Source organism: Pseudomonas sp. TS_SC_3 (assembly GCF_056156225.1).
Map to the genome: position 1 here is coordinate 2,410,554 of NZ_CM149586.1, position 24,169 is coordinate 2,434,722.

Sequence of the window (24,169 nt, forward strand, 5' to 3'; positions counted from 1 at the left end):
TTCCATGCTGCAATTGATCTGGTTTCGTACCGACCTGCGCGTACAAGACAACAGTGCTCTAGCGGCTGCCATGGCCAACGGCCCGACCGTGGCGTTGTACCTGATCAGCCCCGGGCAATGGTTGCTGCATGATGATGCCCCGAGCAAAGTCGACTTCTGGCTGCGCAACCTGAAAACCCTCGCCAATGAGCTGGCCACCCTTAATGTGCCGCTCCTGGTGCGCTATGCCGATGACTGGAGCGCTGCGCCGCAGGTTATCGCGCAGTTGTGTCAGCAGCTGCAGATCGGCAGCGTGCAGGTCAATGAAGAATATGGCGTACACGAGACTCGCCGTGACCAAGCGGTGGCCAGTGCGCTGGATGATTTAGGGGTAAGTTTACATAGCCATCTGGATCAAATCTTCTTCAGACCTGGCAGTGTGCTGACCAAGTCCGGTACGTATTTCCAGGTCTACAGCCAGTTCCGTAAAGCGTGTTATCAGCGACTGCACACGGCCTTGCCGGCAGTCATCGCGACGCCTAAAGCGCAAGCCGCTGTAGCGATCGAAAGCGATGCAGTGCCTGAGCAGGTTGCCGGTTTCGTTCCGCCCAGCGAGGCGCTGCGTCAGCTCTGGCCAGCAGGCGAAGGTGAAGCACAGCGGCGACTGGCTGATTTCGCGGCGCAGCAGATCGACTTCTACCAGAGCGCACGCGACTTCCCGGCTCAGCCCGGCACCAGCCAGCTTTCGGCCTACCTGGCCGCCGGGGTAATCTCGCCGCGCCAGTGCCTGCATGCGGCGCTGGCCGTCAATCAAGGTGAGTTCGACAGCGGCAATGTCGGCGTGATCACCTGGATCAACGAGTTGCTTTGGCGTGAGTTTTACAAGCACATCTTGGTCGGCTACCCGCGCGTCTCGATGCACCGCGCTTTCCGTGCAGAGACTGAAGCCGTGGCCTGGCGCAACGCCCCGCAAGAGCTAAGAGCCTGGCAGGAAGGCCGCACCGGCTTCCCGATTATCGACGCAGCCATGCGTCAACTGCTGGCCACCGGCTGGATGCACAACCGCCTGCGCATGATCGTGGCGATGTTCCTGACCAAAAACCTGCTGATCGACTGGCGCGAGGGCGAGAGCTTCTTTATGCGCCACTTGATCGACGGTGACCTGGCCGCCAATAACGGTGGCTGGCAGTGGAGCTCCTCCACCGGCACCGATTCAGCCCCCTATTTCCGCATTTTCAATCCACTCAGCCAGTCACAAAAGTTCGACCCAGATGGTCGTTTTCTGCGCCAATGGCTCCCCGAGCTGGTCGGTCTGAATAAAAACAACATTCACAACCCCGCAGCCATGGGCGGCCTGTTCGGTATTGCCGACTACCCCGCGCCGATTGTCGACCTCAGCAAAAGCCGCAGCCGTGCGTTGGCCGCCTTCAAGAGCCTGCCGCACTTCGCCGGCGAGGAGGTACAGTGAGTGATTACCTGCGTCAATTCGCCAGGGATTTTGCTGGGCTGAACAAGGACAACCTCGACCGCCTGGGCCAGCTATACAGTGACGATGCGCTGTTTTGCGACCCGCTGCATGAAGTGCGCGGCCTGGCCAATATGCAGCGTTATTTCGCGCAGATGTACGCCAACGTCAGTGAGCTTCGATTCGACTTCTATGGCTTTGACCAAGTGCGTGAAGGTGAAGGCTACCTGCGCTGGACCATGAGCTACCGCCATCCGCGCCTGGCCAAAGGTCAGTTGATTCGTGTGGAAGGTTGTTCTCACCTGTTGTGGCAAGACAAGGTATACCGTCACCGGGACTACTTCGACGCCGGCAGCCTGCTCTATGAGCATCTACCGTTGTTTGGATCGGTCATTCGCTGGCTGAAACGGAGATTGGCATGAACGCGAACGCACGACGTATCTGGCTCACAGGCGCCAGCAGCGGCATTGGTGCCGCCCTGGCCGAACAACTGCTGCAACAAGGCCATCGCCTGGCGCTTAGCGCACGCACTATTGAGCCTCTGCAGGCCCTGGCCAAGCGTTACCCGCAGCAGGTTTTAGTGGTGGCAGGTGATCTCAGTGATGCCGTCCAAGTGCGCGCCATCGGTGAACACATCGCGCAAGTGTGGGGGGCATTGGATTGCGCCATCCTTAATGCTGGCACGTGCGAATACGTCGAAGTCAGCGCTTTCGAGGCAGCCATGGTTGAGCGCGTGATGCGCGCCAATCTATTTTCTGCCAGCTACTGCATTGAAGCCGCCTTGCCGTTACTGCGCCAAGGCGACCGTCCGCATCTGGTCGGCGTGGGCAGCTCGGTAACCTTTATGCCGTTACCGCGCGCCGAAGCCTACGGTGCCTCTAAAGCGGCGATGCGCTACCTTATGGAAACCCTGCGCATTGACCTACGGGCCGAGAACATTGCTGTGACCCTGGTCAGCCCTGGCTTTGTTGATACACCCCTGACGCAGAAAAACGACTTCCCCATGCCCATGCGCTGGCCGGTGGACAAAGCCGCCCGTTATATTGCCGAGCGCCTGGCGCAGCAGCCTTATGAAATCGCCTTTCCCGGCCCCTTCATCGCCATTCTCAAGCTACTCGGGCACCTGCCCAAACGCTTGCAAGTGGCCATGGGTGCCCGCATGGCGCGCACTGAAGCAAAGACTAAGGACAGCCCATGAAGATTGCCATTATTGGCAGCGGTATCGCTGGTTTGACCAGCGCCTACCTACTTAACCGCAACCACGACATCACGGTATTTGAGGCGGCTGACTGGGTCGGCGGGCACACTCACACCGTGGATGTTCAGGTCGAGGGTAAAACCTATGCGGTGGACACCGGCTTTATCGTCTTCAACGACTGGACCTACCCGAACTTTATCCGCCTGCTAAGCCAGCTCGGCGTTGGTTTCAAAGCCACCGAGATGAGCTTCTCGGTCAGTGACCCAGTCAGTGGCGTGGAATACAACGGGCACAACCTCAACAGCCTGTTCGCCCAGCGCCGCAACCTGCTGTCACCCAAATTCTGGGGCATGGTCCGTGACATTTTGCGCTTCAACCGCGAAGCCCTGAACGACCTCAACCAACAGCGCATCGCCAGTGACATGACCCTGGGCGACTACCTCAAGGCGAATAGCTACAGCGAACGCTTTATCCAGCATTACATCGTGCCCATGGGTGCGGCGATCTGGTCAATGTCATTGAACGACATGCTCGGTTTCCCGCTGCAGTTCTTCGTGCGTTTTTTCAAAAACCACGGCCTGCTGTCAGTCAGTGATCGGCCGCAGTGGTGCGTGGTCGAGGGCGGCTCCAGCAGTTACGTCGCGCCGCTGACCGAATCCTTCAAGCAACATATCCGCCTCAACTGCCCGGTGAGCCGAGTGGAGCGTGATGCCGAGGGCGTCACCGTGCACAGCAGCGCTGGCAGTGAGCGATTCGATAAAGTGATCTTCGCCTGCCACAGCGATCAGGCTCTGGCGTTGTTGGCAGAACCCAGCCGTATCGAACAGGAAATTCTCGGTGCACTGCCCTATGCCGACAACGATGTGGTGCTGCACACCGATACCCGCCTGCTGCCAAAGCGCCCCTTGGCCTGGGCCAGCTGGAACTATCGCCTCGGCGGCCCGGTTGACCAGCCAGCGGCGGTGACCTACGACATGAATATCCTGCAGGGCATTCAGAGCGACACCACCTTCTGCGTCAGCCTGAACCAGACTGCCGCTATCGACCCAAGCAAAATTCTCGCCCGCTACACCTACGCCCACCCGCAATACAGCTTGGCGGGCATGGCAGCGCAGGCACGCTGGGAAGAGTTATTGGGCGCCAATAACAGCTATTTCTGCGGCGCTTACTGGGCCAACGGCTTCCATGAAGACGGCGTGGTCAGCGCCCTGCGCGTAGCCCGCGAATTCGGTGAGTCGCTCTGATGAACAGCGCCCTCTACAGCGGCTGGGTGCAGCACCGGCGCTTTGCGCCGCGCCTGCACAACTTCCGCTATCGCATGGGCTTGCTCTACCTGGACTTGACCGAACAGGACGCCGTGCTCGCACTGTCGCCGCTGGCTGGGCGTGGCCGCTTTGCGCCGTTTGCCTTTCGCGAGAGCGACTACCTGCCGCAGTTCACCGCTGCCGGCACCCGCTTGATTGACGCCGTACGCCAACGCGTCGGCGAGGCTTTAGGGCGCACACCGCTGGGGCGCATATGCCTGCTGACCCAGCCGCGCAGCTGGGGCCTGGCCTTCAACCCGGCGAGTTTTTTTTACTGCTATGAAGCCGATGGCCGCCTGACGGCGATCCTCTGCGAAGTCAGCAACACCCCGTTTCGCGAGCGTTACCACTACGTATTGCCCGCCGAAGGTACTGGCCATCAACATGTGGCAGTGGCCAAGGCCTTTCACGTCTCGCCGTTTCTGCCGCGTGACCTCGAATACCGCATGAGCTTCAGCCCAGCCGGCGAACGTCTGGGCATCCACATGGCCGACTGGCAGGCTGACGAGAAAGTCTTCGACGCCACCCTGACGCTGCAGCGCACTGAACTGACCCGTGCCAGCCTGCATCGTTACCTACTGCAGTTCCCTTGGATGACCGGCAAAACGGTTGCCGGCATCTACTGGCAAGCGCTGCGCCTGTTCCTTAAACGTATTCCCCTGTTCACTCATCGGGCAGCTGAAGGTGATTTCCGCGTCGCCCGCACCGCATCAAAGGACATTCGCCATGAAAAGCTCTAGCCTAGCTTCTGCCAAACATACCGTGCGCGCCGGCAGCGGCATCGGTGCCAGCCTGTTGCGGCGGGCGGTGCTACGCCAGCTCAAACAGTTGCGCCATGGCCAGTTGGTGATCGTCGAAGGTGAAGAACGCATGGAGTTCGGCGATGCCCACTCCAGCCTTAGCGCCGAAATCCAGGTGCTGGATGGCGCGGTTTGGGGCTTGGTCGCAGGCAATGGCTCAATCGGCTCGGGTGAAGCCTACATCCACGGCTACTGGACAACGCCGGACCTGACCGCGGTGATCCGGATGTTTGTCAGCAACCTTGATGTACTCGACGCCATGGAAAGCGGCCTGGCCAAGCTAGGCCGCCCGCTGATTCAGGGCCTGCACTGGCTCAACCGTAATACCCGTGAAGGCTCGCGCAAGAACATTTCCGCCCACTACGACCTGGGCAATGACCTGTTCGAGCAATTCCTCGACCCGACCATGATGTACTCCGCGGCCATGTTCAAAAGTGCCGATGACAGCCTGGAGCAGGCGCAGCTGAACAAGCTCGAACGCATTTGCCAGAAGCTCGCGCTCAAGCCCAGTGACCATTTGCTGGAAATCGGCACCGGCTGGGGCAGCATGGCGATTTATGCTGCGACCCACTATGGCTGCAAAGTCACCACCACCACACTGTCACGCGAGCAGTTCGCGTACACGGAAGAACGCATCAAGGAAAAGGGCCTGCAGGGGAAGATCACCCTGCTGCTGGAGGACTACCGCGACCTGGCCGGGCAGTACGACAAGCTGGTATCGATCGAAATGATCGAAGCCGTGGGGCATCGCTTCCTGCCCACCTATTTCGAGCAATGCGCCAACCTGCTGAAACCTGACGGCCTGATGCTGCTGCAAGCCATCACTATCCGCGACCAACGCTATGAGCAGGCGAAAAGCGCCGTCGACTTTATCCAGCGCTACATCTTCCCCGGCGGCGCACTGCCTTCGGTGAATAAGATGCTGGAGATCATCACCGCCAAAACCGACATGAACCTGCACCACATGGAAGACTTCGGCCTGCATTACGCCCGCACCCTGCGCATCTGGCACGACAACCTGCGCCATGCGCGACACAAGCTGGAGCAGCAAGGCTACGACGATTACTTCTTCCGCCTGTGGGAATTCTACCTGTGCTATTGCGAGGGCGGCTTTCTCGAACGCACCATTGGCACTGCGCAGCTGCTGCTGGCCAAACCGGCGGCACGCCCTGCACCACTACTGGGACACCTCAATGGCTAAGTTGATCGTCAACACCCTGCTGTTTCAGCTCGGCTGGTTCGCCTGCGTCTTCGGCGGCGACAGCCTGTGGCTGCTGATTGTCGCAGCGGTGCTGGCGGTGCATTTGCTATGGACCAGCAGCTGGGCCGCCGAGGGCAAACTGTTGGTCAGTGTGTTTATCGCCGGCAGCGCCCTGGACAGCTTTTTGCTCAACCTTGGCGTGTTCGATTTTGGCGAACCACGTACGCTAATCCCGCTGTGGCTGGCCTGCCTGTGGCTGCTGATGGCCACTACCCTCAATCACTGCCTGGCCTGGACTGCACAACCCTGGTGGCGCGGCAGCCTGCTCGGGGCGATTGGCGCCCCGCTGTCCTATTACGGCGGCGCGCAGATTGCCGGCGTCGGCCTGCCCTACGGCACTTGGCAAAGTTTGCTGCTGATCGGTGCCCTCTGGGCAGGGGTAATGCCGATGCTGCATGGCTTCGCCAAGCTCTACCGCAGCCAGTACGAACAGGGCCTGAAGGCCCGCCAATCCGCGTAGGGCATGTTGGATCACATTGGCTGAGCGCACAAACAGGCATCGCCTCGTAAGCCCTATGCTTCTGCGCAAGTCCACACTGCGTCGGCCGCTACGCTGCACTCACATCGATGGCGTAAACTGCGTGGCATGAGCGAGAACATCCCCTATACCCAGTTGCCCAACGAAGAAGCCGTCAGTTGCTCCAACTGCGCTGCCTGCTGCTGCCAGCTGGAAGTCATGCTGATTACCGATACCGGCGTGCCACCGCGCTATATCGACACCGACGACTGGGGCGGCGAAGTGATGCTGCGCCTTGATGATGGCTGGTGCGCCGCGCTGGACCGCAACAGCATGCGCTGCACCATCTACGAGGTGCGCCCGCTGATCTGCCGCGAATTCGAAACCGCTTCCCCCGAATGCCTGGACGAACGCAAGGGCATGACCAGCATCTACCGCTGAGTGCGCGGTTTACTGCAGACACAAAAAATCGTCAGGAGCGATTTTTAACGTCGCGCAGCGATGGCCCCGAAGGGGGAGCCGCCATGCATGGCAGGCCATAAAAAAACCGGATCGCAATCCGGTTTTCTTTTCTAACGCCACAACCCACTAGAAGCTCATGCGGTAATGCAGGGTATAGCTCTCAACCCCGTCATTGGGCTGTTTAATCCCGGCGTTGGAGTAATGCAGCGCTCGCACGCCGACTTCCTGACCGGCGAAGCGCACACCGAAACCGATACGGTCTTCAAACTGGAATGACGAGCCGAGGTCGTTATCTTCAATTTCAGTGCTGGAGAATGCCGCAATGCCAATCCCGGCCTCGATATAGGGCTTGAAGAGCTCGCCGGCAAACTCGTAAACAAACACTGGGCTCAGCGACAAGCTGTGATTGCTAGCCGTTTCATCGCCATCCCAAAAGGTGTACGCCGCATCCCAATAGCCGGTTAAGCGACCGACATCACTGGCAAACCAGCTCTGCTGGAAATCGAACTGCGCACCCAACCGGTACGTCATGGTCGAATCGCCCGTTTGCCCAACAGCGACACTGACGTCTGCCGCCTGCACGGTACTGACCGCTCCCCACGCAAGGGCTGCAAACGCGACCAAGGTGACAACTTTTCTCATGGTAATTATCCTTTTCCACCGAATATAAGAGCGTGCGTAAACGCTGCAAAACAGTATAGAAATATTTAACCTGGGGGAAAGCGCCTACCTGGATAAACCGCTACTGCAGCGCATAAACCTTAGCTGAGGCGCCCCACAGCAGAGGTAACACCCGCTGCATAGCCTGTGGTTCGGCGCTGGACCAAAACTGCGCAGACTGCGCAGGACCCACCGCCAGCAGATGGCGCTCAGCCAGCAAGCGTTGAACCTGCCGCGCGACCGCCGCGCCCGTATCAATCAAGCTGACCGACTCAGGCAACAAGGTGCGCAGCAGCGGCTTGATGAAGGGGTAATGGGTGCAGCCGAGAATCAACGTGTCGCAGCCCTCAGCCAATAGCGGCGCAACAAAACCTTGCAGCAGGTCTCGGGTGGCGGTGCTGTCCAATTCACCAGCCTCGATACGCTCAACCAACCCGGGACAAGGCTGAGTAATCACCCGCACATCGTTTGCAAAACGGTCGAGCAAGGCGGCGAACTTGGCACTTTTTAGCGTGCCGGTGGTGGCCAACACTCCCACCACGCCGCTCTGCGTGGCGGCTGCAGCAGGTTTGACCGCCGGCTCCATGCCCACCAATGGCAGCTGTGGATACAACTCACGCAACTCGGCCACTCCCGCCACCGTGGCGGTATTGCAGGCCAGCACCAGTGCCTTGGCGCCCTGGGCGAGAAGAAACTCGGCCAACACCCGGCAGCGCTCGCGAATAAATTCCGGGCTCTTCTCGCCGTAGGGCACATGGCCGCTGTCGGCGACATACAGCAGCGACTCATTGGGCAGCAGCGCGCGAATCTCACGCAGCACCGACAAGCCCCCAACGCCGGAATCAAATACGCCAATCGGCGCGTTACTCACCGCTGGCCACTCCACACACGCTACAGCCCGGATCACGCTTAACCCGCAGCTCACGGAAACGGCTACCGAGCGCATCGATCAATAGCAGGCGCCCTACCAGCGGTTCGCCAAATTGCGCCAACAGCTTCAGCGCCTCCAGCGCCTGCAAACTACCGACCAAGCCCACCAGCGGACCAACCACACCCGCTTCGCTGCAGGTCAGCTCGGCTTCGCTGCCATGACCATAGAGGCAGTGGTAGCACGGGCTGTCGTCACGCCGCGGGTCGAATACCGAGAGCTGGCCTTCCAGGCGAATCGCCGCGCCGCTCACCAGCGGCACTTTGGCAGCCACGCAGGCCGCATTGACCGCCTCGCGGGTGCTGAAGTTATCCGAGCAGTCCAACACCAGGTTCACCGCTGCGATGGCTGCAGCCAGGGAATCGCTGTCCAGCCCGTGGGGATGTGTATGCAAGCGCAGCTCAGGGTTAAGCGCCAACAACCGCTGACTGGCTGAATCGATCTTGCTCAGGCCAATACTGGCGGTGTCGTGGATAATCTGCCGCTGCAGATTGGTCAGGTCGACTGTATCGAAATCCGCCAGGTGCAACTCACCGACCCCAGCAGCAGCCAGATACAGCGCCACCGGCGAGCCCAAGCCGCCAAGGCCGATGATCAGCGCGCGGCTGTGTTTCAGGCGCAGCTGGCCGGCAATATCGATCTGTTGCAGGAGGATCTGCCGGCTGTAGCGCAGCAGCTCCTCATCGTTCAGCATGTCCTGCGCACTCATGGCATCACTCATTATCGAAGCGTCCCAGACTGATGCGCTCATGGCCGCCCAGGTCACGCCGGCTTTCTACTGCGCTAAAGCCACGCGCGCTGAGCAGCTTACGCACCGCCGCCGCCTGATCAAAGCCATGCTCCAGCAGCAGCCAGCCGCCCGCGTCAAGATACTCCGGTGCCTGGGTAATGATCAGGCGAATATCGTCCAGCCCATCCGCGCCCGCCACCAGCGCGCTGCTCGGCTCGAAGCGCACATCACCTTCGGCCAGATGACGGTCATCGGCGGCGATATACGGCGGGTTGCTGACGATTAGCTGATAACGCTGCCCGGCCAGAGCGCTAAACCAGTGGCTTGCAATAAAGCTGGCGTTGTTCAGATTGAGCCGTGCGCGATTGCGTTCGGCCAAGGCCACCGCCTCCGGCACGCGGTCCACACCAGTCAGCCGCCAGGCCGGACGCTCGCTGGCCAAAGCCAGGGCAATCGCGCCGGTGCCGGTGCCCAGATCAAGCGACGCGGCAGGTGTGGCCGGCAGAAGCGCCAGAGCCGTTTCCACCAGCAACTCGGTGTCCGGGCGCGGAATCAGGGTATGCGCGGCGACTTCCAGCTCCAAACTCCAGAAGCCCTGCTGGCCAAGGATATAGGCCACCGGCTCACCGGCCTGTCTCCGAACGATTGCGGCCTGATAACGCTCAAGCTGCTCGGTCTCAAGTTCGCGCTCCGGCCAGGTGTGCAGGTAACTGCGCGGTTTACCCAAAACGTCCGCAAGCAACAGCTCTGCGTCCAGCCACGGAGTGGGCGAGTCGGGCAGTGCGACAGCGTTGAGCAGAGATTCAATGGTGGCCATGGCATTTATTCCGTAGCCCGGATGCATCCGGGACATGCTTCAACGGTCGCTTCCGGATTGCATCCGGGCTACGCGAACAGGCGCATCAATCGCCCAGCGCGGCCAGCTGATCGGCTTGGTATTCGACCAGCAGCGGCTCGATGATCGCCTCAACGCCGCCAGCAATTACTTCGTTGAGCGAATACAAGGTCAGGTTGATGCGGTGATCGGTTACCCGCCCTTGCGGGAAGTTGTAAGTACGGATGCGCTCGGAGCGGTCACCGGAGCCCACCAGCAGTTTGCGCGAGTCGGAAATTTCCTTGTGCGCGGCAGCTTCCTGCTGGTCTTTGAGCTTCGCCGCGAGCCAGGCCATGGCCTTGGCGCGGTTCTTGTGCTGCGAACGTTCTTCCTGACATTCCACCACGGTGCCGGTGGGAATGTGAGTGATGCGGATCGCTGAATCCGTGGTGTTAACGTGCTGGCCGCCGGCACCGGAGCTGCGGTAGGTGTCCACACGCAGATCGGCTGGGTTGATGTCGATGGCCATCTGCTCATCCGGCTCGGGCAGCACGGCGACGGTGCACGCCGAGGTGTGGATACGGCCTTGGGATTCGGTTTCCGGCACGCGCTGCACGCGGTGGGCGCCGGACTCGAATTTGAGCTTGCCGTAAACGTTGTCGCCCTCGACCCGGGCAATGACCTCTTTGTAGCCGCCATGCTCGCCTTCGCTGGCCGACAGCACTTCCACACGCCAGCCCTGCTTCTCGGCATAACGCGAGTACATACGGAACAGGTCGCCAGAGAAGATCGCTGCCTCGTCGCCACCGGTGCCGGCGCGCACTTCGAGGAACACGTTACGGCCGTCATTCGGGTCTTTGGGCAACAGCATGCGTTGCAGCGTGGCCTCCAGCTCAATCAGCTGTGCTTTAGCTTCGGCGACTTCTTCCTCGGCCATTTCGCGCATGTCCGGGTCGCTGTCTTTGAGCAACGCCTGGGCGCTCTCAAGATCACTCTGCACTTTACGGAACGCACTAAACGCCTGATAAACCGGCTCAATTTCGGCGTATTCCTTGGAATAGGCGCGAAACTGCGGCTGATTGCTGATCACTTCGGCATCGCCGAGCAGCGCAGTCAACTCTTCGAAACGATCCTGCAACAGGTCGAGTTTATTGATCAGTGACGCTTTCATTGCAGACCTTTATTTATGTGCCGAACTGCTATGGACAGAAGCAGGCAGCGCACCCTCGTCGAGGGCAAACAGTTCTTGGGCCACGCCCAGCGCGTCAACGCGGCCGTCAGCAGAGAATTTTTTCAGCTGCACACTGGGCGCATGCAGCAGTTTGTTGGTCAGGCCACGGGCCAATTGCGTCAATACGTCCTCAGCCGAGGTGCCTTTACCGAGCAGACGCAGGGCCTTGTTTAGCTCTTCATCACGTAAGCGCTCAGCCTGCTGACGATAGGCCTTGAGCACATCCACCGCTGCCAACTCGCGCAGGCGCTGCATAAAGTCCTGAGCACCAACGCTGACCAGTTCCTCGGCAGCTTGCGCCGCGCCTTGGCGGCTTTTGAGGTTTTCCGCAATCACCTCGTGCAGGTCATCGACGGTGTACAGGTAGACGTCATCCAGCTCGCCAACTTCCGGCTCAATATCGCGCGGCACGGCAATGTCGACCATAAAAATCGGCTTGTGCTTGCGTTGTTTCAGCGCCCGCTCGACAGCCCCCTTACCGAGGATCGGCAACTGGCTGGCGGTGGAGCTGATCACGATATCGCTGTTGACCAGCTCATCCGGGATTTCCGAAAGCAACACCGCGTGCGCGCCGAACTGTTCGGCCAGGCTGCTGGCGCGCTCAAGCGTGCGGTTGGCCACGACAATACGCTTGATGCCTTGGTCGTGCAGATGGCGAGCGACCAGGCTGATGGTCTCACCGGCACCAATCAGCAGCGCCTGGCTGCGGTTCAGGTTGCTGAAAATCTGCTTGGCCAGGCTGACGGCGGCAAACGCGACCGATACCGGGTTTTCACCGATGGCCGTATCGGTACGCACTGTTTTTGCGGTGCTGAAAGTGGCCTGAAACAAGCGCCCAAGCCGTGGGCCGAGCGTACCGGCCTCACGGGCGACAGCAAACGCGGACTTCATCTGACCAAGAATCTGCGGCTCGCCCAGAACCATGGAGTCCAGCCCCGACGCCACGCGCATCATGTGCCGCACCGCTTCGTCATCCGCATGGACATAGGCGCAAGCGCGCAGCTCGTCAAAACTAAGATGGTGATAATCAGCCAGCCATTGCAGCACTTCGTCAGCGGCCAGCTCGTCCTGCTCCAGGTACAACTCACTGCGATTACAGGTCGACAGGATCGCCGCTTCCCGGCTGGAGGTGTTGTGACACAGCAGACGCAGGGCCTCAACCAACTGCTCGGGAGTGAACGCCACGCGTTCGCGGACGTCCACCGAGGCGGTCTTGTGGTTGATACCAAGGGCAATAAAGGCCATGCACGATCGCTGACTGGGAGTGGAAGCCGGCAATTGTCCTACTTCAGCAAAGCGAGAACAACCACTGCTAACTATTGTCCCAATAGTCAGGTTTATTCGACTCACTCAGGATCATGGCAGCCCATGGGCTTGCCCGAACGCTTGTGTCATGATGCCCAAACCGCAGGTTGGCCACATACTCTTCTTATGAACAGATCCTTTGCGTTGCTGACTGCCACCGCTTTACTAAGTGGCTGCCAGATCTTTGCCCCTTCTACCCCGGACGGCACACCGCCCGTGGAAGACCCCGCCGTTGTTGCCGCTGCCGCTCAGCCGCAGGTTTATCGCGCCTTTAGCGAAGAAACCTTGCTCTCGCTACTGATTGCTGAACTGGCTGGCCAGCGCAACCGCTTCGACATTGCCCTGGAAAACTATGTCGAGCAGGCCAATGCCACCCAGGATGCCGGCGTCGCCGAGCGCGGTTTTCGTATCGCCGAATACCTGGGGGCTGAACAGCCCGCCCTGGAAACCAGCTTGCTCTGGGCCAAGACCGCGCCCGAGAATATCGACGCCCAACGCGCTGCCGCCGTGCAACTGGCACGCGCCGGGCGCTACGACGAATCCATGACTTACATGGAGCAGGTCCTGCAGCGTCAAGGCGATACCCACTTCGACTTCCTCGCGCTGTCCGCCGCCGAAACCGACCCGGACACCCGCGCCGGCCTGCTGCAGAGCTTCGATCGCCTGCAAGCGAAATACCCCGACAACAACCAGCTGCAATTTGGCAAAGCCCTGTTGCTGCAACAGGACGGCCGCCCAGAAGAGGCGCTGGAACTGCTGGAGCAACAACCCAGTAAGACCCGCCCTATCGCTTCGGTTCTGCTGCAAGCACGCTTACTGCAAAGCCTGGAGCGTAACGACAAGGCCCTGCCGCTGCTGGAAAAAGCCATCAAGCTGCACCCAGACGACAAACGCCTGCGCCTGACTTACGCCCGTCTGTTGGTAGCCGAAGACCGCTTGGACGATGCCCGCAGCGAGTTTTCCTCACTGCTGCAGCAAAACCCCAATGACGACGACTTAAGGTTTTCTCTGGCGCTGGTCTGCCTGGAAGCAGAAGCCTGGAGAGAGGCGATTGTTTATCTGGAAGAACTGGTCGAACGCGGCAGCCACACAGATGCGGCGCATTACAACTTGGCGCGCGCCTATGAAGAACTCAACGACACCTCCAGCGCCCTGATCGAGTACGCCTTGGTCGGTCCTGGCAACGACTACCTGCCCGCCCAGGCCCGACAAAGCGACCTGCTCTTCAAGCAGCAGCGCGGTGAGGAAGCCTCTGAACGCCTGCGCCAAGCCCGTGAAGCCCAACCGGACTATGCCATCCAGCTGTATTTAATTGAGGCTGAGGCCTGGTCCAAGCAGCAAGATACCGAACGCGCCTGGCAGCTGATGGAGCAAGCACTGGAGCAATTTCCGGAAGACCTCAATCTGCTCTACACCCGCGCCATGCTGGCGGAAAAGCGCGACGACCTGGCCCTACTGGAACAAGACCTGCGCTTTATTCTTGAGCGCGAGCCGGATAACGCCATGGCCCTCAATGCCCTCGGCTACACCCTGGCTGACCGCACCACGCGTTACGACGAAGCCAAGCAGTTGATTGAACAAGCGCATCAACTCAACCCGCAGGACCCTGCTGTGCTAGATAGCCTCGGCTGGATAAATTACCGCCTGGGCAACCTGGACGAAGCAGAACGCCTGCTGCGCCTGGCTCTGCAGCAGTTCCCCGACCATGAAGTGGCTGCCCACCTGGGCGAAGTGCTGTGGGCCCAAGGCAAACAGGACGAGGCCCGGGCCATTTGGCGTGAGGCATTAAAGCAACAACCCGACAGTGAAATTCTGCGCAGCACCCTGCTGCGCCTGACCGGAGCAGAGAAACCTTGATGCTTGCGCGCCAGCTGATCGTCTTCAGCCTGATCACCCTACTCGCCGGCTGCGCCGGCTTGACCTCCCGCGAAGCCCTTGAAGGCCAGGGCGATGCACAACGCTGGCAGGCGCACAAACAGCAGATCAGCAGCATGGATGCCTGGCAGATCAGCGGTAAAGTGGGCATCCGCGCGCCGAAAGACTCTGGCAGCGGCACCCTGTTCTGGCTGCAGCGCCAGGATTACTCCGACATTCGCCTGTCCGGCCCGCTCGGGCGCGGCGCAGCACGCCTAACCGGTCGACCCGGCGCGATTTTGCTCGAAGTCGCCAATCAAGGCCGCTACCAAGCCGAGTCCCCAGAACAACTGCTGCAAGACCAACTGGGGCTGAACCTGCCGGTATCACACCTGCTTTGGTGGATTCGCGGCCTGCCCTCCCCCAACAGCAAAAGCCGCTTAACCCTCGACAGCCAAAGCCACCTCGCGCAGCTAAGCCAGGATGGCTGGAAGGTCGAATACCTGAGCTATGCCGAACAAAATGGCTACTGGCTACCTGAGCGCATCAAGCTCAGCGGCTTTGATCTACAGGTCACCCTGGTAATCAAGGACTGGCAACCGCGCCAGTTGGGCCAATGAGCAACTCAGCCATTCCCGCCGCTGCAGAGTTAATTCTGCCGGCACCGGCCAAGCTCAACCTGATGTTGCATATCCTCGGCCGCCGCGCCGATGGTTATCACGAACTGCAAACCCTGTTTCAGTTTCTCGACTTCGGCGATGACCTCGGCTTTGCCCTGCGCACCGACGGCCAAATTCACCTGCACACACCTATCGACGGCGTGCCTCACGACAGCAACTTGATCGTGCGCGCTGCGCGCCTGCTGCAACAGCAGGCGGGCTGCACACTGGGCGCGGACATCTGGCTGGACAAACGCCTGCCTATGGGCGGTGGCATTGGCGGTGGCAGCTCGGATGCCGCCACCACCCTGCTGGGCCTCAACCACCTCTGGCAACTGAACTGCAGCGAAGATCAACTCGCCAGCATGGGCCTGAGCCTGGGTGCCGACGTCCCGGTATTCGTGCGTGGCCATGCAGCTTTTGCTGAAGGTGTTGGCGAAAAACTCCAGCCGGTCACCCTGAGCGAACCCTGGTTTCTTGTGGCGATTCCGCAAGTACTTGTCAGTACAGTAGAAATTTTCTCTGACCCTGAGTTGACACGGGATACTCCGCCCATTAAAGTTCGCAGCCTTCTTGAGGGGGGTGGTCACAATGACTGCCTACCGGTGGTTCAGAAGCGTTACCCAGAAGTACGTAATGCTTTGATTTTGCTAAACAAATTTGTTCAAGCGAAATTAACCGGAACTGGAGCTTGTGTGTTTGGGAGCTTCCCAAACGAGGACGATGCTGATAAAGTCGCCCGCCAACTTCCAGGCACTTTGCCAAGCTTTATTGCACAGGGGCGTAACATCTCGATGTTGCACCGCAAGCTTGAAAGATTGGTCAAGAAGTGAATCTACGCTGTAAGTTGTAAAAGCAACGGGTTGTATGTAGGGGCGTCGCCAAGCGGTAAGGCACCAGGTTTTGATCCTGGCATGCGTTGGTTCGAATCCAGCCGCCCCTGCCATTCCGTCACATGACGGGCAAACAACTCAATGCACTCGGTTACACAAGATACAGGGGCGTCGCCAAGCGGTAAGGCACCAGGTTTTGATCCTGGCATGCGTTGGTTCGAATCCAGCCGCCCCTGCCATTTTCTGTACTCATCCAGGTATACCCTCAGCCGGCAGGTACTGCGCGTGTCCAAGATGATGGTCTTTACGGGGAACGCTAACCCCGATCTGGCGCGACGTATCGTACGTCAGCTGCACATTCCCCTCGGTGATGCTTCTGTCGGTAAGTTTTCCGACGGCGAGATCATGATTGAAATCAACGAAAATGTCCGCGGTAAAGACGTTTTCCTGATTCAACCGACGTGCGCGCCAACCAATGACAACCTGATGGAACTGGTCGTGATGGCAGACGCCTTCCGCCGCTCCTCAGCGACTCGAATTACTGCTGTTATCCCCTACTTTGGCTATGCCCGCCAGGATCGCCGTCCGCGCTCCGCTCGCGTGGCTATTAGCGCCAAAGTTGTGGCTGACATGCTCACCGTTGTAGGCATCGACCGGGTTTTGACTGTCGACCTGCACGCCGATCAAATCCAAGGCTTTTTCGATATTCCGGTAGATAACATCTACGGCTCCCCCGTACTGGTGGATGACATCGAAGACCAGCGTTTCGAAAACCTGATGATCGTCTCCCCAGACATCGGCGGCGTTGTGCGTGCACGCGCTGTGGCCAAATCGCTGGGCGTTGATCTGGGCATCATCGACAAACGCCGCGAGAAGGCCAACCACTCCGAAGTGATGCACATCATCGGTGATGTTGAAGGCCGCACGTGCATCCTGGTCGATGACATGGTGGATACCGCTGGCACGCTGTGCCATGCAGCCAAGGCTCTTAAAGAGCACGGCGCCTCCAAAGTCTTCGCTTACGCCACGCACGCTGTGTTGTCTGGCCGCGCGATCGAAAATATTGAAAAATCTGTACTCGACGAGCTGGTGGTAACTAACACCATCCCGCTGTCTGCTGCTGCGCAATCCTGTACGCGAATTCGCCAACTGGATATCGCCCCGGTAGTCGCTGAAGCGGTACGCCGCATCAGCAATGAAGAATCGATCAGCGCGATGTTCCGTTAATTCGGCACACGCCCTGAACGCAAACGCCCAGCCCTAATGGCAGGGCTTTTCAACCAACCGTCCCGTCGCTGGTCGCAAGCGTAACGGACGGTTTGGTTATTTTGGAGAAGTGAAATGACTGCTGAATTTACTCTGAATGCTGAAGTGCGTTCCGACCTGGGGAAAGGTGCGAGCCGCCGCCTGCGTCGTAACGTTGCCATGGTTCCTGCCGTAATTTACGGTGGCGACAAAGCACCACAATCGATCAGCCTGCTGGCCAAAGATTTCGCCAAACTGCTGGAAAACGACGCAGCCTACAGCCACGTGCTGAGCCTGAACGTTGCCGGTAGCAACGAAAGCGTAATCATCAAAGCCCTGCAGCGCCATCCAGCCAAAGGCTATGTGCTGCACGCTGACTTCGTTCGCGTAGTCGCTGGCCAGAAACTGACCGCTATCGTTCCCCTGCACTTCCTCAACCAGGAAACCTCGGTTGGTGTGAAGCAGCAAGGTGGCGAAGTTTCCCACGTCCTGGCTGAAGTAGAAGTTTCCTGCCTGCCGAAAGACCTGCCTGAATTCATCGAAGTCGACATGGCTGCCGTTGAAGTGGGTCAGATCGTTCACTTGACCGACCTGAAACTGCCGAAAGGCGTTGAGCTGGTTGCATTGGCTCACGGTAACGACCTGGCCGTGGCTAACATCCACGCCTCGCGCGTTGCTAAAGACGAAGACGCTGCCGAGTAAACCTCACCGCGTCGGAAACCAGCTCTGCAGGCGACTCTGCAGAGCTATTTCCACAAAAGGGCTCCTGACATGACTGCCGTACAACTGATCGTTGGCCTGGGTAACCCCGGCCCCGAATACGACCAGACCCGGCATAATGCAGGGGCCCTTTTCGTTGAGCGCCTGGCTGACAGCCAGCGCATCAACCTAAGTCTCGACAAAAAATATTTTGGCTTGGTGGGCAAGTTCAGCCATCAGGGCCGCGATGTTCGCCTGCTAATCCCCACCACCTTCATGAACCGTAGCGGCCAGGCCGTCGCGGCATTGGCGAATTTCTTCCGCATCGCGCCGGAAGCTATTCTGGTGGCCCACGACGAACTCGACATGCCGCCAGGCGTCGCCAAACTCAAACAGGGTGGCGGGCACGGCGGGCATAACGGACTGCGCGACATCATCGCCCAGCTCGGCAATCAGAATAATTTTTACCGCCTACGGCTTGGCATCGGCCATCCGGGGCACAGCAGCATGGTTTCCAACTTTGTCCTGGGCCGCGCACCCCGCAGCGAACAGGATCTATTGGACACCAGCATTGATTTCGCCTTAGGCGTCCTGCCAGAAATACTCGCAGGCGACTGGAGCAAGGCGATGCACAAGCTGCATAGCCAGAAAGCCACTTCTTAACTCTTTACCGCCATTCGCGCGAGGGACACACCATGGGATTCAACTGCGGCATCGTCGGCCTGCCCAACGTCGGCAAGTCCACCCTGTTCAACGCCCTCACCAAATCCGGTATTGCGGCCGAGAACTTTCCGTTCTGTACCATCGAACCGAACAGCGGCATCGTTGCGATGCCTGACCCACGCCTTGCCGCGCTGGCAGCCATCGTAAACCCCAAACGCATCCTGCCGACCACCATGGAATTCGTCGATATCGCCGGCCTGGTTGCGGGCGCGTCGAAAGGTGAAGGCCTGGGTAACAAGTTCCTCGCCAACATCCGCGAAACCGATGCCATCGCTCACGTGGTGCGCTGCTTCGAAGACGACAACGTCATTCACGTCGCCAACAGCGTCGACCCCAAGCGCGACATCGAGATCATCGACTTGGAACTGATCTTTGCCGACCTCGACAGCTGCGAGAAGCAACTGCAGAAAGTCACCCGCAACGCCAAGGGCGGCGACAAAGACGCTGTTGTGCAAAAAGGCCTGCTGGAACAGCTGATCAACCACTTCACCGAAGCCAAGCCTGCACGCAGCCTGATGAAGAACATGAGTTCGGACGAAAAAGCGGTGATCCGTGGCTTCCACCTGCTTACCACCAAGCCGGTGATGTACATCGCCAACGTCGCCGAAGACGGCTTTGAGAACAACCCACTGCTCGACGTCGTGCGCGCTATTGCCGACGAAGAAGGCGCGATTGTGGTGCCGGTGTGCAACAAGATCGAAGCGGAAATCGCCGAGCTCGACGACGGTGAAGAGAAAGACATGTTCCTCGAAGCCCTCGGCCTCGAAGAACCGGGCCTGAACCGCGTTATCCGCGCCGGCTACGAAATGCTCCACCTGCAAACCTACTTCACCGCTGGCGTCGAAGAAGTCCGCGCCTGGACCGTCAAAGTCGGCGCCACCGCGCCACAGGCTGCTGGCGTGATCCACACTGACTTTGAAAAAGGCTTTATCCGCGCCGAAGTTATCGCCTACAACGACTTCATCCAATACAAAGGTGAAGCCGGTGCAAAAGAAGCCGGCAAATGGCGCCTAGAAGGCAAGGACTACATCGTCAAAGACGGTGACGTGATGCACTTCCGCTTCAACGTTTGATTTTTCTGAGTTAAGGGGCGCTCAGCAATTGAGCGCCCCTGTCGTAGATTTTAGGGAAATCAAAAGCCGTGTTGCGACGCCCACGGTCATCCGCCTGCCTTTGCAACAGCGCCCCCACTGCCACAAAGCCAAGCGCCCCTCAGAAAATACGCCCTGCGCGGCAACTGTGCGCTCAGGCTCCCTGGCTGCGCTGGAATAATCCTGTAATTAACCTCTAAGCAGCCCAACGTCGCGACGTACAGCCATACCTTGCTGAGTTCGCCCAACAGCCCCATAAAGCCGCAGGGCGGAAAAGAATCGGCGCACGACCAGTTGGCGGGCATTGGCAGAAGCACAAGACTTCCAAGGAAGAAAAACCAGATAATGACGGCCAAATTTTTTAGCTCGTTATGATGGTAATCCCGCATGGAAATTAAGGTTAAGTTCCTCGACAACCTTCGACTTGAAGCCAAGTTCGATGACTTCACGGTGGTCGCCGATCAACCTATCCGTTACAAGGGTGATGGCTCGGCGCCCGGCCCGTTCGATTACTTTCTGGCCTCGTCGGCCTTATGCGCGGCCTACTTTGTAAAGCTGTACTGCGATACGCGCAATATTCCGACCGACAACATCCGCCTGTCACAGAACAACATTGTTGACCCGGAAAACCGCTACAACCAGATTTTTAAAATTCAGGTCGAGTTACCGGCGGATATCTCGGCCAAAGATCGCCAGGGAATCTTGCGCTCCATCGACCGCTGCACAGTGAAAAAGGTGGTGCAAACCGGGCCGAAGTTCGTGATTGAGGAGGTGGAAAACCTAGACGCCAATGCCCAGGCACTGTTGATGCTGGATTCCACCTCAGCCGCCAGCACCTACATCACCGGCAAAGACCTGCCATTGGAACAAACCATCGCCAACATGTCGGCAATTTTGGCCGGCTTGGGCATGAAGATCGAAATCGCCTCATGGCGCAATATCGTCCCTAACGTGTGGTCGCTGCATATCCGCGACGCGCACTCGCCGATGTGTTTTACCAACGGCAAGGGAACGACCAAAGAAGGCGCACTGGCATCGGCGCTCGGCGAGTTTATCGAGCGACTCAATTGTAATTTCTTCTATAACGACCAGTTCTGGGGCGAAGACATCGCCAACGCGGCGTTTGTGCACTATCCAAACGAGCGCTGGTTCCAGCCCGGCCCTAAAGATGCACTGCCCGCAGAAATACTCGACGAGCACTGCCTGGCGATTTACAACGCCGACGGCGAGTTGCGTGGCTCGCACCTGTACGACACCAATTCCGGCAACATCGAACGCGGTATCTGCTCGCTGCCCTACGTGCGCCAATCAGACTGCGAGGTGGTGTACTTCCCTTCCAACCTGATCGAAAACCTATTCCTGAGCAACGGCATGAGCGCCGGCAACACCCTGGCCGAAGCCCAGGTGCAATGCTTGTCGGAAATTTTTGAACGCGCGGTGAAACGCGAAATCCTAGAAGGTGAAATCGCCCTGCCCGATGTACCGGACGACGTATTGGCGAAATACCCTGGCATTCTGGCCGGTATTCAAGGCTTGGAAGAACAGGGCTTTCCAGTACTGGTGAAAGACGCTTCGCTGGGCGGCGAATTCCCGGTTATGTGCGTCACCTTGATGAACCCACGCACCGGCGGCGTCTTCGCCTCATTCGGCGCGCATCCACGCTTTGAAGTGGCACTGGAGCGCAGCCTTACTGAGCTGCTGCAGGGCCGTAGCTTTGAGGGCTTGAATGACTTGCCTCAGCCCACCTTTGACAGCCATGCGGTGACTGAGCCCAACAACGCGGTGGAGCACTTTATTGATTCAAGCGGCGTCGTCTCGTGGCGGTTTTTCAGTGCCAAACCCGATTACGCTTTTGTTGAGTGGGACTTCTCCGGCCAAGGTGAGCATTCCAATGCCGAAGAAGCCGCGGCGCTATTCGCCATTCTTGAAGACATGGGCAAAGAAGCCTACATGGCCGTGTATGAACACCTCGGCGCGCCGGCCTGCCGCATTCTGGTGCCGGGCTACTCAGAAATTTATCCAGTGGATGACTTGATCTGGGACAACACCAACAAAGCGCTGTTTTTCCGTGAAGACATTCTGAACCTGCACAGTTTGGGTAAGCCTGAGCTCAAAGCACTGGTCAAGCGCCTAGAAGACAGCGAACTGGATGACTACACCGACATCACTACGCTAATCGGCATCGAATTTGACGACAACACCGCCTGGGGTCAGCTGACGATTCTCGAACTGAAGCTGCTGATCTATCTCGCCTTGCAAAGTTTCGACGAAGCAAAAGAGCGGGTAGAAATGTTCTTGCAGTACAACGACAACACCGTCGAGCGCGGCTTGTTTTATCAAGCCGTCAACGCGGTGCTCGAAGTGCAGCTGGATGACGATCTAGAGCTCGGCGACTACGAGGCCAGTTTCCGCCGCATGTTTGGCAACGCGCGAATGGACGCCGCCATAGGCTCAGTGAACGGCAGCGTACGCTTCTTCGGCCTAACGCCTACCAGCATCAAGCTGGAAGGCCTCGACCGGCACCAGCGCCTTATCGACAGCTACAAAAAACTGCACACAGCACGGGCTAACGTAGCGACCCACCCCAGCTAAGCGCCAAAACAAAAAAGCACCTGAGGTGCTTTTTTGTTATTTACGGCCAGTCAACCCGCTTGATTCAACCGTCAGCTATCGTTTCCCCCTAAGCATTTGATCGTACGCATAAAATTTAATAACCAAGGGTTGACACAACCCCGCAAGACGCGAATAATGCGCGCCACTCGGCTACGTAGCTCAGCTGGTTAGAGCATAGCATTCATAATGCTGGGGTCCGGGGTTCAAGTCCCTGCGTAGCCACCAAACACCTGTTTATAGCTGTCTCTGACAGTCTACTAAACAGCCCAAGAAGCCCGCCTAGTGCGGGCTTTCTTGTATCTGGCTGTTCACCTCTGTCTACCCCTATACCTTCCCACCGTGTATGCCCCTGTGTATGCTTCAACAAAAGTTGAACTGAGGGCATACACAAAAATGAAGCGTTCAGAGATCAAACGCCGCCCCCTGGCTGATACCACCCTTGCCGGCCTAGAGCCTGAGGCCACGGCCTACCGTGAACTTGACGGCGCGGGCCTGTATTTCCGGGTGAAGCCCAACGGCAACAAGTCATGGGAACTGCGCTACAAGAAGCCAGACGGCAAGTGGTCATGGCTTGGCCTGGGTGGCTACCCCGAAGTGAGTGGTTCACTGGCCAGGCAAAAGGCTGCCGACCTGAGGGCCGATGCCTCTGAGGGGAAAAACCCGCTCGCCAGCAAGCAAGCCCGCAAGGCTGAAGAACAGGCAGCAGCTGATAACACCTTTGAGCACCTGGCACGGGAGTGGTATGCCTCTCGCCTCAACAGCTGGGACGCTGGCACCGCCAAGCGGGTGATGGGTGCACTTGAACGCCATGTGTTCCCCACCTTCGGCAAGCGCCCGTACACCGGCATATTGTCTATGGAGTGGATGGAGCTGCTGCGCGGTATGGAGCAGCAAGGCATTCTGGAGCAGATGAGCCGGGTACGCGCCTACTGCAAGGACGTGTACGACCTGGCCCGTGTGACAGGCCGTGCAGTGAACAACCCATTGGACGGCGTGCATAAGTTCCTGTCAGCCGGTAAGGCCGAGAACTACGCCCACGTCTCGGCTGATGAACTGCCCGCCCTACTCCGCGCCATTCAGTCATACCCACACGCCAAGGATGTTCAGCTAGGTTTGCGCCTGCTAACCCTGCTGGCCGTCCGCCCCAGTGAGCTACGGGAAGCCCAGTGGTCAGAGTTCGACTTTACCAAGAAGCTGTGGACGATCCCGGTAGAACGCAAAGGCCGCAAGAAGGGCCGCGAACACCTGGTGCCACTCTGCCGCCAAGCCATTGCCCTGCTGGAAGAACTGCGCCCGATCACTGGAGCCTATGCCCTGCTGTTCCCTGGCCGCAGTGACCGCACCAAACCCCGAAGCGATACCGTGTTTCTAATGGCCCTGCGCCGCCTCGGTTATGAGGGCCGGCAGACTGGCCACGGTTTCCGCCATATCGCCAGCACCATACTCAACGAGCATGGTTTTACCGCTGACCATATCGAAGCCCAGTTGAGTCACAAGGCACCCGGTGTGCGCGGCATTTACAACAAAGCCCAGTACCTGGAACAACGCACCACCATGCTCCAATGGTATGCCGATCACCTGGACAAACTAGCCGCTGGCAACGTGGTGGCGGGCAACTTCGGCAAGGCGGTTTAGGCATGCAAACCCGCCCCCCCCAAAATTCCGGTGTAACTTGTGTAATTGGTGTAATTAAAAGCCTACAGGCCAGCATTAGCGGGGGTTGCAGCCACATTACACAATTGCATAAAGCCGCATACACCAACGCAAAACTACACCGATGGTGTAATGAAAAACCGCTGTTTCGGCTTACACCGCCCCCGTCCCTGCCTGCTGGCCGCTCTGTTTTTGGTGTCGCCTG

23 protein-coding genes and 3 tRNA genes are annotated in these 24,169 nt (G+C 58.8%); 20 read left to right on the forward strand and 6 right to left on the reverse strand.

What is annotated here, in order from left to right; all coding sequences use genetic code 11:
• Positions 1-7: 7 nt before the first annotated feature.
• From phrB to AC0J6G_RS11685, 8 genes are all read left to right on the forward strand, one after another.
• Positions 8-1,447 carry a deoxyribodipyrimidine photo-lyase gene (gene phrB / locus AC0J6G_RS11650; protein WP_475253710.1) on the forward strand — a complete coding sequence of 480 codons (1,440 nt, stop codon included), beginning with the start codon at positions 8-10 and terminating at the stop codon, positions 1,445-1,447.
• The gene (locus AC0J6G_RS11655; protein WP_475247888.1) at positions 1,444-1,866 is read left to right on the forward strand and encodes a nuclear transport factor 2 family protein; all 423 of its coding nucleotides are present in this window, start codon (positions 1,444-1,446) and stop codon (positions 1,864-1,866) included. Before phrB ends, AC0J6G_RS11655 begins: the two co-directional genes overlap by 4 nt.
• Positions 1,863-2,642 carry an SDR family NAD(P)-dependent oxidoreductase gene (locus AC0J6G_RS11660; protein WP_475247890.1) on the forward strand — a complete coding sequence of 260 codons (780 nt, stop codon included), beginning with the start codon at positions 1,863-1,865 and terminating at the stop codon, positions 2,640-2,642. The genes AC0J6G_RS11655 and AC0J6G_RS11660 overlap by 4 nt, the downstream gene beginning before the upstream one ends.
• Positions 2,639-3,886, forward strand: a complete 1,248-nt coding sequence (locus AC0J6G_RS11665) for an NAD(P)/FAD-dependent oxidoreductase (protein WP_475247892.1) — start codon at positions 2,639-2,641, stop codon at positions 3,884-3,886. The genes AC0J6G_RS11660 and AC0J6G_RS11665 overlap by 4 nt, the downstream gene beginning before the upstream one ends.
• Positions 3,886-4,686, forward strand: a complete 801-nt coding sequence (locus AC0J6G_RS11670) for a DUF1365 domain-containing protein (protein WP_475247894.1) — start codon at positions 3,886-3,888, stop codon at positions 4,684-4,686. Before AC0J6G_RS11665 ends, AC0J6G_RS11670 begins: the two co-directional genes overlap by 1 nt.
• A complete protein-coding gene (locus tag AC0J6G_RS11675) occupies positions 4,673-5,947 on the forward strand; it encodes a class I SAM-dependent methyltransferase (RefSeq protein WP_475247896.1) in 1,275 nt (424 codons plus the stop codon). The genes AC0J6G_RS11670 and AC0J6G_RS11675 overlap by 14 nt, the downstream gene beginning before the upstream one ends.
• The gene (locus tag AC0J6G_RS11680) at positions 5,940-6,467 is read left to right on the forward strand and encodes a DUF2878 domain-containing protein (protein ID WP_475247897.1); all 528 of its coding nucleotides are present in this window, start codon (positions 5,940-5,942) and stop codon (positions 6,465-6,467) included. Before AC0J6G_RS11675 ends, AC0J6G_RS11680 begins: the two co-directional genes overlap by 8 nt.
• A 126-nt stretch (positions 6,468-6,593) precedes the next feature.
• Positions 6,594-6,905 (forward strand): YkgJ family cysteine cluster protein, encoded by a 312-nt coding sequence (locus AC0J6G_RS11685; RefSeq protein WP_475247899.1) that lies wholly within the window; start codon positions 6,594-6,596, stop codon positions 6,903-6,905.
• 147 nt (positions 6,906-7,052) lie between these two features.
• On the opposite strand, the gene AC0J6G_RS11690 is transcribed toward AC0J6G_RS11685, so the two are convergent.
• The 6 genes from AC0J6G_RS11690 to hemA form a co-directional block, all read right to left on the reverse strand.
• The gene (locus tag AC0J6G_RS11690; protein WP_475247901.1) at positions 7,053-7,568 is read right to left on the reverse strand and encodes an acyloxyacyl hydrolase; all 516 of its coding nucleotides are present in this window, start codon (positions 7,566-7,568) and stop codon (positions 7,053-7,055) included.
• A 100-nt stretch (positions 7,569-7,668) separates the two neighbouring features.
• On the reverse strand, positions 7,669-8,457 hold the full coding sequence (gene murI, locus AC0J6G_RS11695) for a glutamate racemase (RefSeq protein WP_475247903.1): 789 nt from the start codon (positions 8,455-8,457) through the stop codon (positions 7,669-7,671).
• The gene (locus tag AC0J6G_RS11700; protein ID WP_475253712.1) at positions 8,450-9,208 is read right to left on the reverse strand and encodes a molybdopterin-synthase adenylyltransferase MoeB; all 759 of its coding nucleotides are present in this window, start codon (positions 9,206-9,208) and stop codon (positions 8,450-8,452) included. The genes murI and AC0J6G_RS11700 overlap by 8 nt, the downstream gene beginning before the upstream one ends.
• A 19-nt stretch (positions 9,209-9,227) precedes the next feature.
• Positions 9,228-10,061 (reverse strand): peptide chain release factor N(5)-glutamine methyltransferase, encoded by an 834-nt coding sequence (gene prmC, locus AC0J6G_RS11705; protein ID WP_475247905.1) that lies wholly within the window; start codon positions 10,059-10,061, stop codon positions 9,228-9,230.
• An 85-nt stretch (positions 10,062-10,146) separates the two neighbouring features.
• The gene (gene prfA / locus AC0J6G_RS11710) at positions 10,147-11,229 is read right to left on the reverse strand and encodes a peptide chain release factor 1 (protein ID WP_475247907.1); all 1,083 of its coding nucleotides are present in this window, start codon (positions 11,227-11,229) and stop codon (positions 10,147-10,149) included.
• Positions 11,230-11,238: 9 nt separating this feature from the next.
• The gene (gene hemA / locus AC0J6G_RS11715) at positions 11,239-12,534 is read right to left on the reverse strand and encodes a glutamyl-tRNA reductase (RefSeq protein ID WP_475247908.1); all 1,296 of its coding nucleotides are present in this window, start codon (positions 12,532-12,534) and stop codon (positions 11,239-11,241) included.
• Positions 12,535-12,720: 186 nt separating this feature from the next.
• Here hemA and AC0J6G_RS11720 point away from each other — a divergent pair, with 186 nt between their 5' ends.
• The 12 genes from AC0J6G_RS11720 (at position 12,721) to AC0J6G_RS11775 (ending at position 23,946) form a co-directional block, all read left to right on the forward strand.
• Positions 12,721-14,451, forward strand: a complete 1,731-nt coding sequence (locus AC0J6G_RS11720) for a tetratricopeptide repeat protein (protein ID WP_475247910.1) — start codon at positions 12,721-12,723, stop codon at positions 14,449-14,451.
• Positions 14,451-15,068, forward strand: coding sequence for a lipoprotein insertase outer membrane protein LolB (lolB, locus tag AC0J6G_RS11725; RefSeq protein ID WP_475247912.1), 618 nt, complete (start codon positions 14,451-14,453; stop codon positions 15,066-15,068). Before AC0J6G_RS11720 ends, lolB begins: the two co-directional genes overlap by 1 nt.
• Complete coding sequence (gene ispE / locus AC0J6G_RS11730) at positions 15,065-15,940, forward strand: 4-(cytidine 5'-diphospho)-2-C-methyl-D-erythritol kinase (RefSeq protein WP_475247914.1); 876 nt, start codon at positions 15,065-15,067, stop codon at positions 15,938-15,940. The genes lolB and ispE overlap by 4 nt, the downstream gene beginning before the upstream one ends.
• A 38-nt stretch (positions 15,941-15,978) precedes the next feature.
• Positions 15,979-16,053 (forward strand) — tRNA-Gln (locus AC0J6G_RS11735).
• 51 nt (positions 16,054-16,104) lie between these two features.
• A tRNA-Gln gene (locus tag AC0J6G_RS11740) sits at positions 16,105-16,179 on the forward strand.
• Positions 16,180-16,225: 46 nt separating this feature from the next.
• Positions 16,226-17,167, forward strand: a complete 942-nt coding sequence (locus tag AC0J6G_RS11745) for a ribose-phosphate pyrophosphokinase (RefSeq protein WP_475247916.1) — start codon at positions 16,226-16,228, stop codon at positions 17,165-17,167.
• Between the two features lie 114 nt (positions 17,168-17,281).
• Positions 17,282-17,887, forward strand: coding sequence for a 50S ribosomal protein L25/general stress protein Ctc (locus tag AC0J6G_RS11750; protein WP_475247918.1), 606 nt, complete (start codon positions 17,282-17,284; stop codon positions 17,885-17,887).
• Positions 17,888-17,956: 69 nt separating this feature from the next.
• Positions 17,957-18,547, forward strand: a complete 591-nt coding sequence (pth, locus tag AC0J6G_RS11755; protein WP_475247920.1) for an aminoacyl-tRNA hydrolase — start codon at positions 17,957-17,959, stop codon at positions 18,545-18,547.
• 32 nt (positions 18,548-18,579) lie between these two features.
• The gene (ychF, locus tag AC0J6G_RS11760; protein ID WP_475247921.1) at positions 18,580-19,680 is read left to right on the forward strand and encodes a redox-regulated ATPase YchF; all 1,101 of its coding nucleotides are present in this window, start codon (positions 18,580-18,582) and stop codon (positions 19,678-19,680) included.
• Positions 19,681-20,085: 405 nt separating this feature from the next.
• Entirely contained in the window at positions 20,086-22,290 is a 2,205-nt protein-coding gene (locus tag AC0J6G_RS11765) for an OsmC domain/YcaO domain-containing protein (protein WP_475247923.1), read from the forward strand.
• Between the two features lie 169 nt (positions 22,291-22,459).
• A tRNA-Met gene (locus tag AC0J6G_RS11770) sits at positions 22,460-22,536 on the forward strand.
• Between the two features lie 168 nt (positions 22,537-22,704).
• On the forward strand, positions 22,705-23,946 hold the full coding sequence (locus AC0J6G_RS11775) for a tyrosine-type recombinase/integrase (protein WP_475247925.1): 1,242 nt from the start codon (positions 22,705-22,707) through the stop codon (positions 23,944-23,946).
• The last annotated feature ends 223 nt before the right edge of the window (positions 23,947-24,169 follow it).

Excerpts from the sequence above, each read along its gene's own strand:
- AC0J6G_RS11660 (WP_475247890.1), top strand. The coding sequence starts at position 1,863 with ATGAACGCGAACGCACGACGTATCTGGCTCACAGGCGCCAGCAGCGGC.
- AC0J6G_RS11665 (WP_475247892.1), top strand. The coding sequence starts at position 2,639 with ATGAAGATTGCCATTATTGGCAGCGGTATCGCTGGTTTGACCAGCGCC.
- AC0J6G_RS11670 (WP_475247894.1), top strand. The coding sequence starts at position 3,886 with ATGAACAGCGCCCTCTACAGCGGCTGGGTGCAGCACCGGCGCTTTGCG.
- AC0J6G_RS11675 (WP_475247896.1), top strand. The coding sequence starts at position 4,673 with ATGAAAAGCTCTAGCCTAGCTTCTGCCAAACATACCGTGCGCGCCGGC.
- AC0J6G_RS11680 (WP_475247897.1), top strand. The coding sequence starts at position 5,940 with ATGGCTAAGTTGATCGTCAACACCCTGCTGTTTCAGCTCGGCTGGTTC.
- AC0J6G_RS11685 (WP_475247899.1), top strand. The coding sequence starts at position 6,594 with ATGAGCGAGAACATCCCCTATACCCAGTTGCCCAACGAAGAAGCCGTC.
- AC0J6G_RS11690 (WP_475247901.1), bottom strand. The coding sequence starts at position 7,568 with ATGAGAAAAGTTGTCACCTTGGTCGCGTTTGCAGCCCTTGCGTGGGGA.
- AC0J6G_RS11700 (WP_475253712.1), bottom strand. The coding sequence starts at position 9,208 with ATGCTGAACGATGAGGAGCTGCTGCGCTACAGCCGGCAGATCCTCCTG.
- prmC (WP_475247905.1), bottom strand. The coding sequence starts at position 10,061 with ATGGCCACCATTGAATCTCTGCTCAACGCTGTCGCACTGCCCGACTCG.
- prfA (WP_475247907.1), bottom strand. The coding sequence starts at position 11,229 with ATGAAAGCGTCACTGATCAATAAACTCGACCTGTTGCAGGATCGTTTC.
- hemA (WP_475247908.1), bottom strand. The coding sequence starts at position 12,534 with ATGGCCTTTATTGCCCTTGGTATCAACCACAAGACCGCCTCGGTGGAC.
- AC0J6G_RS11720 (WP_475247910.1), top strand. The coding sequence starts at position 12,721 with ATGAACAGATCCTTTGCGTTGCTGACTGCCACCGCTTTACTAAGTGGC.
- lolB (WP_475247912.1), top strand. The coding sequence starts at position 14,451 with ATGCTTGCGCGCCAGCTGATCGTCTTCAGCCTGATCACCCTACTCGCC.
- ispE (WP_475247914.1), top strand. The coding sequence starts at position 15,065 with ATGAGCAACTCAGCCATTCCCGCCGCTGCAGAGTTAATTCTGCCGGCA.
- AC0J6G_RS11750 (WP_475247918.1), top strand. The coding sequence starts at position 17,282 with ATGACTGCTGAATTTACTCTGAATGCTGAAGTGCGTTCCGACCTGGGG.
- pth (WP_475247920.1), top strand. The coding sequence starts at position 17,957 with ATGACTGCCGTACAACTGATCGTTGGCCTGGGTAACCCCGGCCCCGAA.
- ychF (WP_475247921.1), top strand. The coding sequence starts at position 18,580 with ATGGGATTCAACTGCGGCATCGTCGGCCTGCCCAACGTCGGCAAGTCC.
- AC0J6G_RS11765 (WP_475247923.1), top strand. The coding sequence starts at position 20,086 with ATGGAAATTAAGGTTAAGTTCCTCGACAACCTTCGACTTGAAGCCAAG.
- AC0J6G_RS11775 (WP_475247925.1), top strand. The coding sequence starts at position 22,705 with ATGAAGCGTTCAGAGATCAAACGCCGCCCCCTGGCTGATACCACCCTT.